This is a genomic window from Streptomyces sp. TLI_105 (assembly GCF_900105415.1).
In the GTDB taxonomy this organism is placed as follows: Bacteria; Actinomycetota; Actinomycetes; order Streptomycetales; family Streptomycetaceae; genus Streptomyces.
In genome coordinates, this window is sequence record NZ_FNSM01000001.1 from 4,459,249 (window position 1) to 4,474,456 (window position 15,208).

The 15,208-nt window shown below is 71.2% G+C and carries 16 protein-coding genes; 9 read left to right on the forward strand and 7 right to left on the reverse strand.

What is annotated here, in order from left to right:
- Positions 1 to 34: 34 nt before the first annotated feature.
- Positions 35 to 2,269 (reverse strand): transglycosylase domain-containing protein, encoded by a 2,235-nt coding sequence (locus BLW86_RS20450; RefSeq protein ID WP_093875370.1) that lies wholly within the window; start codon positions 2,267 to 2,269, stop codon positions 35 to 37.
- Positions 2,270 to 2,686: 417 nt separating this feature from the next.
- Between BLW86_RS20450 and BLW86_RS20455 the strand changes: the two genes are divergently transcribed.
- Complete coding sequence (locus tag BLW86_RS20455; RefSeq protein ID WP_015034550.1) at positions 2,687 to 3,031, forward strand: WhiB family transcriptional regulator; 345 nt, start codon at positions 2,687 to 2,689, stop codon at positions 3,029 to 3,031.
- Positions 3,032 to 3,142: 111 nt separating this feature from the next.
- Here the strand turns inward: BLW86_RS20455 and BLW86_RS20460 are convergent, their stop codons facing one another.
- Positions 3,143 to 4,480, reverse strand: coding sequence for an ATPase BagB (locus tag BLW86_RS20460; protein ID WP_093878769.1), 1,338 nt, complete (start codon positions 4,478 to 4,480; stop codon positions 3,143 to 3,145).
- A gap of 134 nt (positions 4,481 to 4,614) precedes the next feature.
- On the reverse strand, positions 4,615 to 5,577 hold the full coding sequence (locus BLW86_RS20465; RefSeq protein ID WP_177181708.1) for an ATPase BagA: 963 nt from the start codon (positions 5,575 to 5,577) through the stop codon (positions 4,615 to 4,617).
- A 123-nt stretch (positions 5,578 to 5,700) separates the two neighbouring features.
- Between BLW86_RS20465 and BLW86_RS20470 the strand changes: the two genes are divergently transcribed.
- The 5 genes from BLW86_RS20470 to BLW86_RS20490 all read left to right on the forward strand — a co-directional run bounded on the left by BLW86_RS20470 (position 5,701) and on the right by BLW86_RS20490 (position 9,279).
- Positions 5,701 to 5,859: a Sp36 family protein gene (locus BLW86_RS20470; protein WP_015034547.1), complete on the forward strand. Its 159-nt coding sequence runs from the start codon at positions 5,701 to 5,703 to the stop codon at positions 5,857 to 5,859.
- Positions 5,856 to 6,326, forward strand: coding sequence for a RidA family protein (locus BLW86_RS20475; protein WP_093875372.1), 471 nt, complete (start codon positions 5,856 to 5,858; stop codon positions 6,324 to 6,326). The genes BLW86_RS20470 and BLW86_RS20475 overlap by 4 nt, the downstream gene beginning before the upstream one ends.
- Before the next feature lie 174 nt (positions 6,327 to 6,500).
- Complete coding sequence (locus BLW86_RS20480) at positions 6,501 to 7,388, forward strand: NUDIX hydrolase (protein ID WP_093875373.1); 888 nt, start codon at positions 6,501 to 6,503, stop codon at positions 7,386 to 7,388.
- The gene (locus tag BLW86_RS20485; RefSeq protein ID WP_093875374.1) at positions 7,385 to 8,215 is read left to right on the forward strand and encodes an MBL fold metallo-hydrolase; all 831 of its coding nucleotides are present in this window, start codon (positions 7,385 to 7,387) and stop codon (positions 8,213 to 8,215) included. Before BLW86_RS20480 ends, BLW86_RS20485 begins: the two co-directional genes overlap by 4 nt.
- A gap of 179 nt (positions 8,216 to 8,394) precedes the next feature.
- Entirely contained in the window at positions 8,395 to 9,279 is an 885-nt protein-coding gene (locus tag BLW86_RS20490) for a prohibitin family protein (protein ID WP_093875375.1), read from the forward strand.
- A gap of 119 nt (positions 9,280 to 9,398) precedes the next feature.
- On the opposite strand, the gene BLW86_RS20495 is transcribed toward BLW86_RS20490, so the two are convergent.
- Positions 9,399 to 10,073 carry a Crp/Fnr family transcriptional regulator gene (locus BLW86_RS20495; protein ID WP_015034542.1) on the reverse strand — a complete coding sequence of 225 codons (675 nt, stop codon included), beginning with the start codon at positions 10,071 to 10,073 and terminating at the stop codon, positions 9,399 to 9,401.
- 185 nt (positions 10,074 to 10,258) lie between these two features.
- Between BLW86_RS20495 and nth the strand changes: the two genes are divergently transcribed.
- The 3 genes from nth to BLW86_RS20510 all read left to right on the forward strand — a co-directional run bounded on the left by nth (position 10,259) and on the right by BLW86_RS20510 (position 13,333).
- Positions 10,259 to 11,242 (forward strand): endonuclease III, encoded by a 984-nt coding sequence (nth, locus tag BLW86_RS20500; RefSeq protein WP_093875376.1) that lies wholly within the window; start codon positions 10,259 to 10,261, stop codon positions 11,240 to 11,242.
- Positions 11,243 to 11,350: 108 nt separating this feature from the next.
- Complete coding sequence (locus BLW86_RS20505) at positions 11,351 to 12,055, forward strand: NUDIX hydrolase (RefSeq protein WP_093875377.1); 705 nt, start codon at positions 11,351 to 11,353, stop codon at positions 12,053 to 12,055.
- A 78-nt stretch (positions 12,056 to 12,133) separates the two neighbouring features.
- A complete protein-coding gene (locus tag BLW86_RS20510) occupies positions 12,134 to 13,333 on the forward strand; it encodes a MarP family serine protease (RefSeq protein ID WP_093878770.1) in 1,200 nt (399 codons plus the stop codon).
- A gap of 32 nt (positions 13,334 to 13,365) precedes the next feature.
- Here the strand turns inward: BLW86_RS20510 and BLW86_RS43220 are convergent, their stop codons facing one another.
- From BLW86_RS43220 to BLW86_RS20525, 3 genes are all read right to left on the reverse strand, one after another.
- Complete coding sequence (locus BLW86_RS43220) at positions 13,366 to 13,557, reverse strand: hypothetical protein (RefSeq protein WP_093875378.1); 192 nt, start codon at positions 13,555 to 13,557, stop codon at positions 13,366 to 13,368.
- Positions 13,558 to 13,753: 196 nt separating this feature from the next.
- On the reverse strand, positions 13,754 to 14,689 hold the full coding sequence (locus BLW86_RS20520) for an alpha/beta fold hydrolase (RefSeq protein ID WP_093875379.1): 936 nt from the start codon (positions 14,687 to 14,689) through the stop codon (positions 13,754 to 13,756).
- Complete coding sequence (locus BLW86_RS20525; protein WP_093875380.1) at positions 14,686 to 15,171, reverse strand: phage holin family protein; 486 nt, start codon at positions 15,169 to 15,171, stop codon at positions 14,686 to 14,688. Before BLW86_RS20525 ends, BLW86_RS20520 begins: the two co-directional genes overlap by 4 nt.
- Positions 15,172 to 15,208: the final 37 nt, after the last annotated feature.

A 15,208-nucleotide genomic window follows, 5' to 3' on the forward strand; every position in this document is an offset into this window, starting at 1 on the left:
CGTCAGGTGGGGCGCCCTTCCTCGTATCACCAGGTCAGTGGTTTCCGCCGCGCGGCTTGTTGCGTCCGTCGCCGCCGCCGAGCAGGTCCGTGGGGAACGTGAAGCCGGGGTTCGGGTCCGTGCCGCCCGGCTTGTTGTCGGCCGGCTTGCGGGGCTTGTTCGGGCCCTCGTCGCCCGGCTTCTCCTCCTTGGGCTTCTGGGCCCGCGGTACGGAGACGGGGACGAAGCCCGGCGTCTGACCGGCGTCCAGGGCGCCCGTCATCGCGATCTTCCAGATCGGGCCGGGGAGGCAGCCACCGCAGACCTTGTCGTAGTACTCGCCGCCGATGGTGATGTCGTACATCGACTTCTTCTCGCCGACGTCGTCACCGACCCAGACGGCGGTGGACAGGTTCGGGGTGTAGCCGACGAACCAGGCGTCCTTGCGGTCGTTGGTCGTACCGGTCTTGCCCGCGTTGTCGCGGTCGCTGAGACCGGCCTTCGTGCCGGTGCCGTCCTCGACGACGCCCTTCAGCATCTGGTTGATGGTGTCGGCGGTCCGGTCGCTCATGGCCCGCGTGCACTTGGTCTGCGGCACGTTCAGCTTGTCGCCGTTGGCAGCCTTGATCGACTCGATGGCGATCGGGGTGCAGTAGATGCCGCGGTTGGCGAAGGTCGCGTAGACGGACGCCATGTCGAGCGGGGTGCTCTCGATGCTGCCGAGGGTGACCGACGGGCTCTGCTTGATGGGCTTGCCCAGCTCGCGCTCGTAGCCGACGTTCTTCGCCATCGTCAGCGTCTCGCACAGGCCGGCCATCTGCTCCAGCTTGGCGAAGTACGTGTTGATGGACTTGCCGAGGGCGCTCGTCATGTCGAAGACGCCCTTCTCCGACTTCATCTCGTTGTTGACCTCCCAGTTGGCGTAGCCCGCGGGCTTGCCGTCGCAACGGGTGTAGTCGCTCTCCGGGATGTTGATCTGCGCCGGGGTGTCGAAGCTCTGCGCCGGGCTCAGGCCCTTCTCCAGCGCGGCCGCGGCCGTGATCGGCTTGAAGGTCGAGCCGACCTGGAAGCCGTACGTGGTGCCGCCCATCTTGCTGCCGACGGCGAGGTTGAGCGTCGTCTGGTGCTGCTTCTGGTCCAGTCCGTACGGGCGGGACTGGCCCATCGACAGGATGCGGCCGGTCTTGGGCTGGACCTGCACCACCGAGGCGGCGACCGGGTCGTCCTTGTCGACCTTCGCGACGGCGGCCTCGTTGGCGGCGGCCTGCGCGCGGGGGTCGAGCGTGGTCTTGATGGTGAGGCCGCCCAGGTTCCACAGCTTCGTCCGCTCCTCGGCGGTCTTGCCGAAGGTCGGGTCGTTGAGGATCGTCTTGCGGACGTAGTCGCAGAAGAAGCCGGCGCCGTCGACGGCGGTGATGCAGCCGTTCTTCGGGGTCTTCACCTTCAGCTTGATCGGCTTGGCCTTGGCGGCGTCCGCCTCGGCCTGGCTGATGTCCTTCACGTCGGCCATCCGCTGGAGGACCGTGTTGCGGCGCTTGGTGGCTTCCTGGAGGTCGTTGATCGGGTCGTAGCGGCTCGGCGACTGGACGAGGCCGGCCATCATCGCCGCCTCGCCCAGGTCCAGGTCGGCGGCGGGCTTGGAGAAGTAGCGCTGGGAGGCGGCCTCGATGCCATAGGCCTGTTGCCCGAAGAACGTGATGTTGAGGTAGTTCTCCAGGATCTTCTTCTTGCCCAGCTCCTCCTCGACCTGGATCGCGAACTTCAGCTCGCGGACCTTGCGGCCGATGGTCTGCTGGGTGGCCTGCGCGACCTTCTCGGGGTCGTCACCGGCCTCCTCGACGAAGACGTTCTTCACGTACTGCTGGGTCAGCGTGGACGCGCCCTGCGCGACCCCGCCCGACTGCGCGTTCCGGTTGATGGCGCGCAGTACGCCCTTGAGGTCGATCGCCCCGTGCTCGTAGAAGCGCCCGTCCTCGATCGCGACGATCGCCTTCTGCATGTACGGGGAGATCTTGTCGATCGGCACGACCTTCCGGTCCCGCGAGTACACCGTGGCGATCAGACCGCCCTCGGCGTCCAGGATCGTGGTGCGCTGACTCAGCGGTGGGGTCTTCAGGTTGGAGGGGATCTCGTCGAACCCCTCGACCGTGCCCTTCGCGGCCAGCCCGAGTGCACCGGCGGCGGGCAGGGCGATGCCCGCCAGCACGGCTCCGGCGAGCACACTGACACCGAGGAACTTGGCGGCCTGCTGGGTCCCGGTCAGACCACCGCCCGAGCGCTTCTTTGGCATGGGGGCAGCCTACGTTCTCATTCGCCGGACACACGTATATGCCTTGGCCTAAGCTGCTCCCAACTGTCACAGCAGTGTGGTCTCGCATCAAGACCCGGGTGTGACATCGGCATGAATTCCCGTGACCCCGAAGCGCGGGAAGTCTCGTGTCCGATTCCGGCTCGTGTGTCACGCGGTGTCCGAAGTGACCCCGTCGAGGAAGGGCATATCCATGCGGTATGTCCGCTATCACACGCATGTCCTTTGATCACTCCCCTGGGTGATCTGACGCGCACGCATAGTCCGTTCGGACCATTCAAGATTGGGCCCGAAGGGGGTGTTGCGCTGTGCCCACCTTCCGTAACGTCCCAACTGGCAGCGGTGAATATGCCGCTGCCGCCGTGGGGGAGCCTCGATTCGGGAGAGGACGGCGCCGGTATGGGCTGGGTAGCTGACTGGAGTGCGCAGGCGGCCTGCCGCACTACCGATCCGGATGAACTTTTCGTGCAGGGAGCGGCACAGAACAGGGCAAAGGCGGTGTGCACCGGATGCCCGGTGCGGACCGAGTGCCTCGCCGACGCCCTCGACAACCGCGTGGAGTTCGGCGTGTGGGGCGGCATGACGGAGCGCGAGCGCCGCGCCCTGCTGCGCCGGAGGCCGACCGTCACCTCGTGGCGCCGGCTCCTGGAGACCGCGCGGACGGAGTACGAGCGGGGAGCGGGCCTGCTGCCCGTGGCGATCGAGGACGACGCGACGTACGAGGCGTACGCCGCGGTCGGCTAGGAACCGCTCGGCCGGCAACCGCTCGACGTTCAGCGCCCGGATGCCCAGGCGTCCAGCGTCCGGACACCGAGGTGCTCGGCGTTCAGGCGTCGGCGTTCAGGTACTCAAGGCTCAGGCCGAGGGCGTCCGTCCCGCCGTGAGTCGGTCACCGATGGCCCGCAGCCCGGCGAGGTCGTGCACATCGCCGGGCAGGGCGGCCACTTCGGTCACCGCCACCTCCGGGTGGAGCGCGGTGAAGCGGTCGCGCGTGCGCTGCTCGCGTGCGAGCACCCGCATGCGCTCTGCGTGCAGGCGCAGAAGTCCTGCGGTGAGATGACGTACGTCCACATCTGTTTCCTGTGCCGGTTCGGCTGTGGGGGCAGCCTCGGGTACGGGATGTGCGGCGGCGGTGGCGAGATCGTTCGGCTCGGGCTCGGTCTCAAGCTCGGGCGTGGTGGCCGGGGAGCCACGCAGTCCAGCCTTCCCGCCCCCCTGATCCACAATGCGCCCCTCGTCAAGATTTTCCGCGGCGGCCCGCGCCCGCTCGGCCGACAGCCGGGCGGCGCCGCTGCCGTGGACGCGGTTGAGGACGAGACCGGCCAGCGGCATCTGCTCGGCGGCCAGCCGCTCCACGAAGTACGCGGCCTCGCGCAGCGCGTCCCGCTCCGGCGTGGCGACCACGAGGAAGGCCGTGCCCGGGGCCTGGAGCAGCTTGTACGTGGCGTCCGCGCGGGTCCGGAAACCGCCGAACATCGTGTCCATCGCCGCCACGAACGTCTGTACGTCCTTGAGGAACTGACCCCCCAGCAGCTTCCCCAGGGTCCCCGTCATCATCGACATGCCGACGTTGAGGAACTTCATCCCGGCCCGGCCGCCGACCTTCGCCGGGGCCATGAGCAGCTTGATGAACTTGCCGTCGAGGAAGGACCCGAGCCGCTTCGGCGCGTCGAGGAAGTCCAGCGCGGACCGGGAGGGCGGGGTGTCGACGACGATCAGGTCCCACTCGTCGCGGGCCCGGAGCTGGCCCAGCTTCTCCATCGCCATGTACTCCTGCGTACCGGCGAATCCGGCCGACAGGGACTGGTAGAAGGGGTTCTCCAGGATCGCCCGCGCCCGCTCGGGCTCCGCGTGCGCCTCGACGATCTCGTCGAAGGTCCGCTTCATGTCGAGCATCATGGCGTGCAGTTCGCCGCCGTCGGACCCCTTGATCCCGTCGACCTTGCGGGGCGTGTTGTCGAGGGAGTCGATGCCCATGGACTGGGCGAGCCGGCGCGCCGGGTCGATGGTGAGGACCACGACCCGCCGGCCGCGCTCCGCCGCCCGCACGCCGAGGGCCGCCGCCGTGGTCGTCTTGCCGACCCCGCCCGCGCCGCAGCACACGATGATCCGGGTCCCCCGGTCGTCGAGGAGCGGATCGAGCTCGAGGAGGGGCGCGCGATCGAGCCCGTCCACAGCGTCCGGTCCGTCCACGGTGTCGGCTCCGGTGTCGGCCCCGGCTCCGGCTCCGGCCTCGGCTCCGGCGTCGGCTCCGGTGTCGGCCCCCGCCACGGCCCCGGCCACGACAGCGGCCGCTTCGGGGGCCGTCGTGGCGTCCGCTGTCTCCGTCACGCGCCCACCCCTTGCTTCCGCAGTTCCTTCGCCAGCCGGTAGAGCCCGGCGATGTCCGCCCCGTCCCCGAGGAAGGGCAGTTCGTACGAGGGGACGCCGACGCCGTCCAGGACGGCGCGCTGCGTCCGTTCCAGCTCCACCCGCCGCGCGTGCTCGGCCGCCTGGTCGAGGAGCGGCTCCACCAGCCGCGTGCCGCCCGTGACGCCGACGGACGCCAGGGCGCGCGCGATCGCGTCCCGGTGGTCGCCCGAGGCGGCCCGCACGGCCGCCTCGTCGAGGACGTGCGGGCGGACCATGTTCACCACGACCCGTCCCACCGGCAGGTCGGCGGCCCTCAGCTCCGCGATGCCGTCCGCGGTCTCCTGGACCGGCATCTCCTCCAGGAGCGTCACCAGGTGCACCGCCGTCTCGGGGGACTTCAGGACCCGCATGACGGCCTGCGCCTGGTTGTGTATCGGGCCGATCCTGGCCAGGCCCGCGACCTCGTCGTTCACGTTGAGGAAGCGGGTGATGCGGCCGGTGGGCGGCGCGTCCATGACGACGTGGTCGTAGGTGGGACGGCCGTCCTTCTCGCGCCGCCGGACCGCCTCGCACGCCTTGCCGGTCAGGAGCACGTCCCGGACGCCCGGCGCTATCGTCGTCGCGAAGTCGATCGCGCCGAGCTTCTTCAGGGCCCGTCCCGCCCCGCCCAGTTTGTAGAACATCTGGAGGTAGTCGAGGAGTGCGCGCTCGGCGTCGATCGCCAGCGCGTACACCTCGCCGCCGCCGGGGGCGACGGCGATCTTGCGCTCCTCGTACGGAAGGGCTTCCGTCTCGAAGAGCTGTGCGATGCCCTGTCTGCCTTCGACCTCGACGAGGAGGGTCCGCTTCCCCTCCGTCGCGAGGGCGAGGGCGAGGGCGGCGGCGACCGTCGTCTTACCGGTACCGCCCTTGCCGCTGACGACCTGGAGCCTGCTCACGCTGTCGAGCCTAACCACTGGCGGCCGCGCGCAATCAGCAGGCCGCCCCGGAGAAGCCACCTAGGGGGAGCTTCGGGGGCCACCTCGGCGGATGGCCCCGCGGCAGCGGATACAGTCGGCCCCATGACCAAGTGGGAGTACGTCACGGTGCCGCTTCTGGTGCACGCGACCAAGCAGATTCTGGACACCTGGGGCGAGGACGGCTGGGAGCTCGTCCAGGTCGTGCCCGGGCCGAACAACCCCGAGCAGCTCGTGGCCTACCTGAAGCGGGCCAAGTCGTGAGCGGGGCCGTCGAGGCGCGGATCGCCGAGCTCGGCCTGACCCTGCCCGAGGTCGTGCCGCCGATCGCCTCCTACCAGCCGGCCGTGCAGTCCGGCGTGTACGTCTACACCTCGGGCCAGCTCCCGATGGTGGCGGGCAAGCTTCCGGTGACCGGCAAGGTCGGCGCCGAGGTCACGCCGGAGGAGGCCAAGAAGCTCGCCGCCACCTGCGCGCTCAACGCGCTCGCGGCCGTGAAGTCGGTCGCCGGTGACCTCGACCGCGTCAAGCGCGTCGTGAAGGTCGTCGGCTTCGTGGCCTCCGCCGCCGACTTCACCGGTCAGCCCGCCGTCATCAACGGCGCCAGCGAGCTGCTCGGCGAGATCCTCGGCGAGAAGGGCGTGCACGCGCGCAGCGCCGTCGGCGTGGCCGTGCTGCCGCTCGACGCGCCGGTCGAGGTCGAGGTCCAGGTCGAGCTCGTCGAGGCCTGACCGCCGATCCGTACGACTCGACAAGAGCCGTACGCCTCGCAAAGAGCCCGTACGGACTCGACCAGAGCCCGTACGGCTCCGTACGACCACGACTCCGTACGACAGGAGCCGGTTTTCCACAGCCCCGGGAAACCGGCTCTCGTGCATTCCGATGCTTGCGCATAGCATCCGGCCATGTCGAATGGTCAGTCGAAGCAGTCGAACGGTCAGTGGTATCCGGCGGAATGGCCCGACCGCATCCGCGCCCTCGCCGCCGGTGAGCTCACCCCCGTGACGCCCCGGCGCGCCGCCACGGTCCTGCTCCTGCGGGACGGCGTCTCCGGGCCCGACGTCCACATGCTGCGCCGCCGCACCTCGATGGCCTTCGCCGGCGGCGCGTACGCCTACCCCGGCGGCGGCGTCGACCCGCGCGACGAGCAGCCGGTGCGCTGGGCGGGCCCGTCCCTGGAGACGTGGGCGGTCCGGCTCGGCCTCGACGATCCTGCGCAGGCCCAGGCCGTGGTCTGCGCCGCCGTGCGCGAGACCTTCGAGGAGGCGGGCGTGCTGCTCGCCGGGGAGACCGAGGACGGCGTCGTCGGCGACACGACCGGCGAGGAGTGGGAGCGGGACCGGGAGGCGCTCGTCGCCCGGGAGCTGTCCTTCGCCGACTTCCTGGACCGACGCGGGCTCGTCCTGCGCTCGGACCTGCTGGGCGCGTGGGCCCGCTGGATCACCCCGGAGTTCGAGCAGCGCCGGTACGACACCTGGTTCTTCGTGGCGGCGCTCCCGGCCGGGCAGCGCACCCGGGACGTGTCGGGGGAGGCGGACCGCACGGTCTGGATCCGCCCGGCGGACGCCGCGGCCGGCTACGACCGGGGCGAGCTGACGATGATGCCGCCGACGATCTCGACCCTGCGCACCCTGGAGCCGTACGGGACGGTCGCCGAGGCGCTGGTGGCGGCGGAGGCGCAGGACATGGCCCCCGTCCTCGCACAGGCGCGCCTGGAGGGCGACGAGCTGGTCCTGAGCTGGCCGGGGCACGAGGAGTTCACCAAGGTCATCCCCACCGGGGGTGAGCGATGAGCGACGCCGCCGCCCTGCCCGGCCAGCCGCGCGGACTGGTGGCCTCCGGGCCCGCGACCGCCCGCGCCGTGAACGTCCTTGCGCCGAACCCGTCCGCGATGACCCTCGACGGCACCAACACCTGGCTGCTCTCCGAGCCGGGCTCGGACCTCGCCGTCGTGGTCGACCCGGGGCCGCTCGACGAGGGCCATCTGCGTCAGGTGATCGACACGGCCGAGAAGCTCGGCAAGCGGGTCGCGCTGACCCTGCTGACCCACGGCCACCCGGACCACGCGGAGGGCGCCGGCCGGTTCGCGGAGCTGACCGGGACGGCCGTGCGGGCCCTCGATCCGGCGCTGCGGCTGGGCGACGAGGGGCTCGGCGCGGGGGACGTGGTGACGGTCGGCGGTCTGGAGCTGCGGGTCGTCCCGACGCCCGGGCACACCTCGGACTCGCTCTCCTTCCACCTGCCGGCCGACCGGGCGGTGCTGACGGGCGACACGATCCTGGGGCGCGGGACGACGATGGTCGCGCACCCGGACGGGCGGCTCGGGGACTACCTGGACTCGCTGCGGCGGCTGCGCTCGCTGACCGTCGACGACGGGGTGCACACGGTCCTGCCGGGGCACGGGCCGGTCCTGGAGGACGCGCAGGGGGCCGTGGAGTTCTATCTCGCGCACCGGGCGAGCCGGCTCGCCCAGGTGGAGACGGCGGTCGAGGCGGGGCACCGGACGGCGGCGGAGGTCGTCGCCCATGTGTACGCGGACGTGGACCGCTCCCTGTGGCCGGCGGCCGAGCTGTCCGTACGGGCGCAGCTGGAGTACCTGAGGGGCCGCGGCCTGGTCTGAGGGGCCGCGGCCTGGCCCAGTCCGACAGGGGCCGCGGCCTGGCCCGGTCCGACAGGGACCGCGGCCCGGCCCGGTCCGACCGGAGGCGCGGCCCGTGAGGCGGGACCCGGAACCTTTCGGCTTTCCCGCGTGTCTTACGCTCCGCTTACATCCGGCCGTAGCTTTCGGGGGGACCGCCCGTGTTCGTCATCGCCATCCTGCTGTTCATAGCCGCAGTGGTGCTCTTTTTCGTCGGCCGCGCCAACGATTCCAAGGGGCTGAAGTTCGGCGCCCTCGGCGCGGTCCTCGCCGGCCTCTTCTCGCTGATCGCGAGCATGACGTACGTGATCAGCGCGTACGAGGTCGGCGTGCCGGTCGCCTTCGGCAAGGTGGGCTCTCCGATGACCTCGGGCCTGCACCTGAAGTCGCCGTTCACGGACGTCACGACCTTCTCCACCCGCCCGGTCGACCTCAACCTCTCCGACAAGGACGTGGTCGAGGTCCGCTCCTCGCAGGGCGGTGTCATGTACGTCGAGGTGACGGTGAAGTGGTCCGTCGACCAGGCCAAGTCCGTCGAGCTCTACAAGCTCGCGGGCAGCGAGGAGGCCATCCAGCAGCGGCTGGTCTACCCGGACAGCCGGGAGATCGTCCGTAACGTCTTCGCCCACTACACCAGCGAGCAGGGGTACGCGACCGACCGCGAGAAGATCAACGCCGAGATCGGCACCCTGATCAAGGAGCGTCTGGCGCCGCGCGGCATCGACGTGACCACGGTCAACCTGCGCAACGTGAAGCCGTCGGACGCCCTCCAGGGCCAGATCGACCGCAAGATCCAGCAGCAGCAGGCCACCGAGCGGGCCACCGAGGCCTCCCGTACGGCCAAGGCCGAGGCCGACCGGCGCCGCATCGAGGCGGAGGGCATCGCCCGCGCCAACAAGATCCTCAACGAGTCGCTGACGGACAAGGTCCTGATGAACCAGTGCATCGACGCGTACAAGGAGGCCGCGGCGAAGAACCCGGTCTACGCGGTGCCCTGCGGCAGCGGCGGCTCCGCCCCGGTGATCGTGGACGGCTCGAAGCGCTGACCTCCGCGCCCACGGGAAAAGGGCCGGCCTCCGCGCCCATGGAAAAGGCCGCCCCGGTCGTCCGACCGGGGCGGCCTTTCCGCACGTACGGAACGCGTACGGGACGCGTACGGAGGTGCTTACCGCGAGCGCTTCGCGAGGCGCTCCACGTCCAGCAGGATCACGGCGCGGGCCTCCAGGCGCAGCCAGCCGCGCTGGGCGAAGTCGGCGAGCGCCTTGTTGACCGTCTCGCGGGAGGCGCCGACCAGCTGGGCCAGCTCCTCCTGGGTGAGGTCGTGGACGACGTGGATGCCCTCCTCCGACTGCACGCCGAAGCGGCGCGACAGGTCGAGGAGCGCGCGGGCGACACGGCCCGGGACGTCGGAGAAGACCAGGTCGGACATCTGGTCGTTGGTCTTGCGCAGTCGGCGGGCGACGGCGCGCAGCAGCGCGGTGGCCACCTCGGGGCGGGCGTTCAGCCAGGGCTGGAGGTCGCCGTGGCCCAGGCCGAGCAGCTTGACCTCGGTCAGCGCGGTCGCCGTGGCGGTGCGCGGGCCCGGGTCGAAGAGGGACAGCTCGCCGATGAGCTCGCCGGGGCCGAGGACGGCCAGCATGTTCTCGCGGCCGTCGGGGGAGGTGCGGTGCAGCTTCACCTTGCCCTCGGTCACCACGTACAGGCGGTCACCGGGGTCGCCCTCGTGGAAGAGCGCGTCGCCACGGGCAAGCGTCGCCTCACTCATCGAGGCGCGCAGCTCGGCAGCCTGCTCGTCATCGAGCGCCGCGAAGAGCGGGGCGCGCCGCAGAACGTCGTCCACGAGTTCTCTCCTACTGTCGACCTGCTCAAAGGACCTGGGTCCCATGATGCCGGACGCACAAAACAGTGCGATCAATCACAACAAGTTTGACGTACCGAGCCGCCCGTCCGTACGTCAGGGGCCCGATTGGGCTCCGATCGGCCGTGCCCGGGGCGGATGTCGGCGGCGGCGCCTAGGCTGGCCGGGTGTCCAACTCGCCGGTGAGAGCGCAGGCCAAGGGGGCTGAAAGAGTGTCGGCCGAAGGTAATTCCGCTGTGGGCGAACACGGCGTGTCGAAACGGGTGAAAGGTGCAAAAGGGAAGCCGGGGGCGGCTGCCGAGACCCCCGCGCCCGCCAAGCCCACCGGCCCCGTGAAGCCCGCCAAGGCCGTCGGCCCCGTGAAGCCCGCCAGGTCCGCCAAGCCCGAGTCGCGGCTCGCGATGGTCCGCCGGGCGCGCCGGATCAACCGCGAACTGGCCGAGGTCTACCCGTACGCCCATCCGGAGCTCGACTTCCGCAACCCCTTCGAGCTGCTCGTCGCCACGGTCCTCTCGGCCCAGACCAACGACCTGCGGGTCAACCAGACCACCCCCGCCCTCTTCGCCAAGTACCCCACGCCCGAGGACCTCGCGGCGGCCGTGCCCGAGGAGGTCGAGGAGCTGATCCGGCCGACCGGCTTCTTCCGCGCCAAGACCAAGTCGATCATGGGCCTCGCCGCCGCCCTCAGGGACGACTTCGACGGACAGGTCCCCGGCCGCCTGGAGGACCTCGTCAAGCTCCCCGGCGTCGGCCGCAAGACCGCCTTCGTCGTCCTCGGCAACGCCTTCGGGGTCCCCGGCATCACCGTCGACACCCACTTCATCCGCCTCACCCGGCGCTGGCGGTGGACCGAGTCCGACGACCCGGTGAAGATCGAGGCCGAGGTCGCCACGATCTTCCCCAAGAGCGAGTGGACGATGCTCTCCCACCGGGTGATCTTCCACGGCCGCCGGATCTGCCACGCCCGCAAGCCCGCCTGCGGCGCCTGCCCGATCACCCACCTCTGCCCCTCGTACGGAGAGGGCGAGACCGACCCCGAGAAGGCGCGGAAGCTGCTCAAGTACGAGATGGGCGGCTTCCCCGGCCAGCGGCTGAACCCGCCGCCCGACTACCCCGGCATCCCGGCGCCCCCGCTCGGCGGCAGCGCCTGAACCCGGCCCCGGGAGCCCCGGGCGCGTTCCCCCGCCCGGGAGGCCGGGGCGAGGGGACGCCGGGAACGAACCCGTCCATCGATCGCGTTGTGAACCACGGGGGTGCCTATGACGCGCACTGACGAAGAGATCCACGGACCCGGCGCGGCCGGGCTGCTCAGCCGGGACGGGCTGCCCGACTGGCTCGAGCCGGTCGACCGGGCCGCCCGCACGGTCCGGCCCGAGCAGCTGAGCCGCTTCCTGCCGCCCGAAAGCGGCGCCGGCCGCCAGTCCGCCGTCCTCGTCCTCTTCGGCGAGGGCGAGCGCGGACCCGAGCTGCTGCTCATGGAGCGCTCCGGCAGCCTCCGCTCGCACGCCGGACAGCCCTCCTTCCCCGGCGGCGCCCTCGATCCCGAGGACGGCGACCCGGCGGACGGCGGCCTGCTGCGCGCCGCCCTGCGCGAGGCCCAGGAGGAGACCGGCCTCGACCCGGCGGGCGTCCAGCTCTTCGGCGTCCTGCCCCGGCTCTACATCCCGGTCAGCGGCTTCGTCGTCACCCCCGTCCTCGGCTGGTGGCGCGACCCCAGCCCGGTCGGCGTCGTGGACCCCGGCGAGACCGCCCGCGTCTTCACCGTCCCCGTGGCGGATCTCACGGACCCCGCGAACCGCGCGACCACCGTGCACCCGAGCGGCCACAAGGGCCCCGGGTTCCTCGTCGCATCCGCTCTGGTCTGGGGTTTTACGGCCGGCGTCATCGACCGGCTGCTGCACTACGCCGGCTGGGAGCGCCCCTGGGACCGGTCCAGGCAGGTCCCGCTCGACTGGCGCTCATGACAGGCTGACCTCCGGGCGGACCGGCCTTGGGCCGGCCGACCCCGGGTGACCGGAAACGAATCTGCGAGGCTATTGACGGTGAACGTGCTGGACATCTTGTTGCTGCTCGCCGCCGTGTGGTTCGCGATCATCGGTTACCGCCAGGGATTCGTCGTCGGCATCCTCTCCGTCATCGGCTTCCTCGGCGGCGGTCTCGTCGCCGTCCTGCTGCTCCCGATCCTCTGGGACCAGCTGACCGACCACAGCGAGGTCTCGACGACGGCCACCGTCGTCTTCGTGATGGTGGTCATCGTCTGCGCCTCCGTGGGCCAGGCCTTCACCACCCACCTCGGCAACAAGCTGCGCCGGCACATCACCTGGTCGCCGGCCCGCGCCCTGGACGCCACCGGCGGCGCCCTGGTCAACGTCGTCGCGATGCTGCTCGTGGCCTGGCTGATCGGCTCCGCCCTCGCCCGCACCTCGCTGCCCACCCTGGGCAAGGAGGTACGGAACTCCAAGGTGCTGCTCGGCGTGGAGCAGGTGATGCCGGATCAGGCCTCGGGCTGGTTCGACGACTTCAGCTCCACCCTGGCCCGCAGCGGCTTCCCCCAGGTCTTCAGCCCCTTCGCGAACGAGCCGATCACCCCGGTCACCCCGCCCGACCCGGCGCTCGCCCACAGCCCCGTCGCCGCCCGCGCGCAGCGCTCCATCGTGAAGGTCGTCGGCACCGCGCAGAGCTGCGGCAAGGTCCTCGAAGGCACCGGCTTCGTCTTCGCCGACCGCCGCGTCATGACCAACGCCCACGTCGTCGGCGGCGTCGACGAGCCGACCGTCCAGATAGGCGGCGAGGGCAAGCTCTACGACGCCAAGGTCGTGCTCTACGACTGGCAGCGCGACATCGCCGTCCTGGACGTGCCGGGCCTCAGGGCCACGCCGCTGGCCTTCACCGACGAGGACGCCCGCAGCGGCGACGACGCGATCGTCGCCGGCTTCCCGGAGAACGGCTCGTACGACGTGCGGTCGGCCCGTGTGCGGGGCCGCATCAGCGCCCAGGGCCCCGACATCTACCACCGCGACGAGGTGCGCAGGGACGTGTACTCGCTGTACGCGACGGTCCGCCAGGGCAATTCCGGCGGTCCGCTCCTCACCGAGGACGGCGAGGTGTACGGCGTGATCTTCGCCCGCTCGCTCGACGACGCCAACACGGGATACGCCCTGACGGTCGACGAGATCCGTGAGGACATCGAGCGGGGCCGGGCCGCCGACCAGCAGGTCGACACCCAGGCCTGCGCCCTCTGAGACGGGCCCGAAGGGGCCGGGCCCGAGGGGAGTTACGGGGTGTTTCTGGGGTGCCGCAGCCGAGCCGAGACCCAGCGGGCCCGGCGGCGCAGGATGCGCGAGATCCCCACCCCTGGTACCGCGTAGCCCGCGTCCGCCGGGCCACCCCTCTCCCGGGAGCCCGGCCCCGTGGCCGAGCGGCGGTCGCGTGCTGTCGTGTCACCGTAGTCGTGCGTCCAGCCCATACTTCGACGTCTGCCCGGGGGCCAAGGTCGGTAACCGCCTGGGGGCCCGCCAATTGGAGTATGCGCGGGGCACATGGCCGTTCGACGGACGCCTGTACGTCGGCCGGGGTGACGGGTGCTCAGCGGACCGGTGCGGAGGCCCCGCACGGCGGACCGGCACGACGCCCCGGCACGACGGTCGGCTCGGCGGCCCGGCTCAGCGGTCGGGCTCGGGGTCCTTGAGCCAGTTGACGAGCTCCGTGGTGAAGGCCACCGGGTCCTCCTCGTGCGGGAAGTGCCCGAGGCCGTCGAAGAGTCGCCAGCGGTACGGCGCCTCCACGTACTCGCCGGACCCCGCCGCGCTGCGGGTCCGCATCACCGGGTCCAGGGAGCCGTGCAGATGGAGCGTCGGCACCCGGACCGGCCGCTTCATGCGCCGGTTGAACTGGATGCCGTCCGGGCGGGCCAGCGACCGGACCATCCACCGGTACGGCTCGATCGAGCAGTGCGCCGTCGACGGGACGCACATCGCCCGCCGGTACACCTCGACGGCCTCCTCGTCGACCGGCTTCGGACCCGACCAGTCCCGGATCAGCTCGCCCACGAGCGCGCCGTCGTCCGCGACGAGCTGACGCTCCGGCAGCCACGGCCGCTGGAAGCCCCAGATGTGCGAACCGGCCCGCGACTGGGCGAAGTCGGAGAGCATCGCCGAGCGCCAGCGGCGCGGGTGCGGCATCGAGGAGACCACGAGTCGGCGCACCAGCTTCGGCCGCATGACGGCGGCCGTCCAGGCGAGGTAGCCGCCCAGGTCGTGCCCGACGAGCGCCGCGTCCGGCTCGCCCAGGGAGCGGACGACACCGGTGATGTCGAGGGCCAGGTTGGCGGGGTCGTAACCCCGTGGTGTGCGGTCGCTGCCGCCCACTCCGCGCAGGTCCATCGCGACCGCCCGGAACCCGGCCTCGGCGAGGGCGGGCAGCTGGTGGCGCCAGGTCCACCAGAACTGCGGGAAGCCGTGCAGGAGCAGCACCAGCGGGCCGTCGCCCATCTCGGCGATGTGGAAGCGGGCGCCGTTGGCGGCGACGTCGCGGTGCGTCCACGGCCCGTCGAGCCGTACGGGCCCGCCGTTGCCGCCGCTGCTCTCGGGAAGGGTCATACGGACGAGCGTGCCACAGTGGAGGCCTTCTCCAGTGCCGGGCGCGACTCCGGACGGGGGTGCGGCTTCGCGTTCTGCATGATCGCCGCCGTCTGCTTGGCGGAGGCGATGGACCTCTCCGGCGGCTTGACCTTCTTGAACTTGGCGACGGCGATCGCCGCGAGGAGGCTCGCGACCAGCACGTTGAAGGCGAAGGACAGCAGGAAGCACCAGACGAGGTTCCAGCCCCCGTTGCCGTTGTGCCCGCCGGTCCAGGTGTTGATGGCGTACGCGAGCGCGAAGCTCAGCATCGGCAGCGAGAAGAGCAGCACCACGGCGGCCGCGATGCCCGCCGCGCTGCCGATCGCGCCACGCTTGACGTCCTGTCGGATCTCGGCCTTGGCCAGGGCGATCTCGTCGTGCACCAGCGCGGACATCTCGGCGGTCGCCGAGGCGACCAGCTGACCGAGGCTGCGCTCGGTGCCGTCGAACGGGTCGCTCATCGCTGCTCCCTCTCCTTGTGTCTACGGTCCGACTCAG

Bases quoted from the DNA above. Each gene is read 5' to 3' on its own strand.
- BLW86_RS20450 (WP_093875370.1), bottom strand. From the start codon at position 2,269: ATGCCAAAGAAGCGCTCGGGCGGTGGTCTGACCGGGACCCAGCAGGCC.
- BLW86_RS20455 (WP_015034550.1), top strand. From the start codon at position 2,687: ATGGGCTGGGTAGCTGACTGGAGTGCGCAGGCGGCCTGCCGCACTACC.
- BLW86_RS20470 (WP_015034547.1), top strand. From the start codon at position 5,701: ATGACCAAGTGGGAGTACGTCACGGTGCCGCTTCTGGTGCACGCGACC.
- BLW86_RS20480 (WP_093875373.1), top strand. From the start codon at position 6,501: ATGTCGAATGGTCAGTCGAAGCAGTCGAACGGTCAGTGGTATCCGGCG.
- BLW86_RS20485 (WP_093875374.1), top strand. From the start codon at position 7,385: ATGAGCGACGCCGCCGCCCTGCCCGGCCAGCCGCGCGGACTGGTGGCC.
- BLW86_RS20505 (WP_093875377.1), top strand. From the start codon at position 11,351: ATGACGCGCACTGACGAAGAGATCCACGGACCCGGCGCGGCCGGGCTG.
- BLW86_RS43220 (WP_093875378.1), bottom strand. From the start codon at position 13,557: ATGGGCTGGACGCACGACTACGGTGACACGACAGCACGCGACCGCCGC.
- BLW86_RS20520 (WP_093875379.1), bottom strand. From the start codon at position 14,689: ATGACCCTTCCCGAGAGCAGCGGCGGCAACGGCGGGCCCGTACGGCTC.
- BLW86_RS20525 (WP_093875380.1), bottom strand. From the start codon at position 15,171: ATGAGCGACCCGTTCGACGGCACCGAGCGCAGCCTCGGTCAGCTGGTC.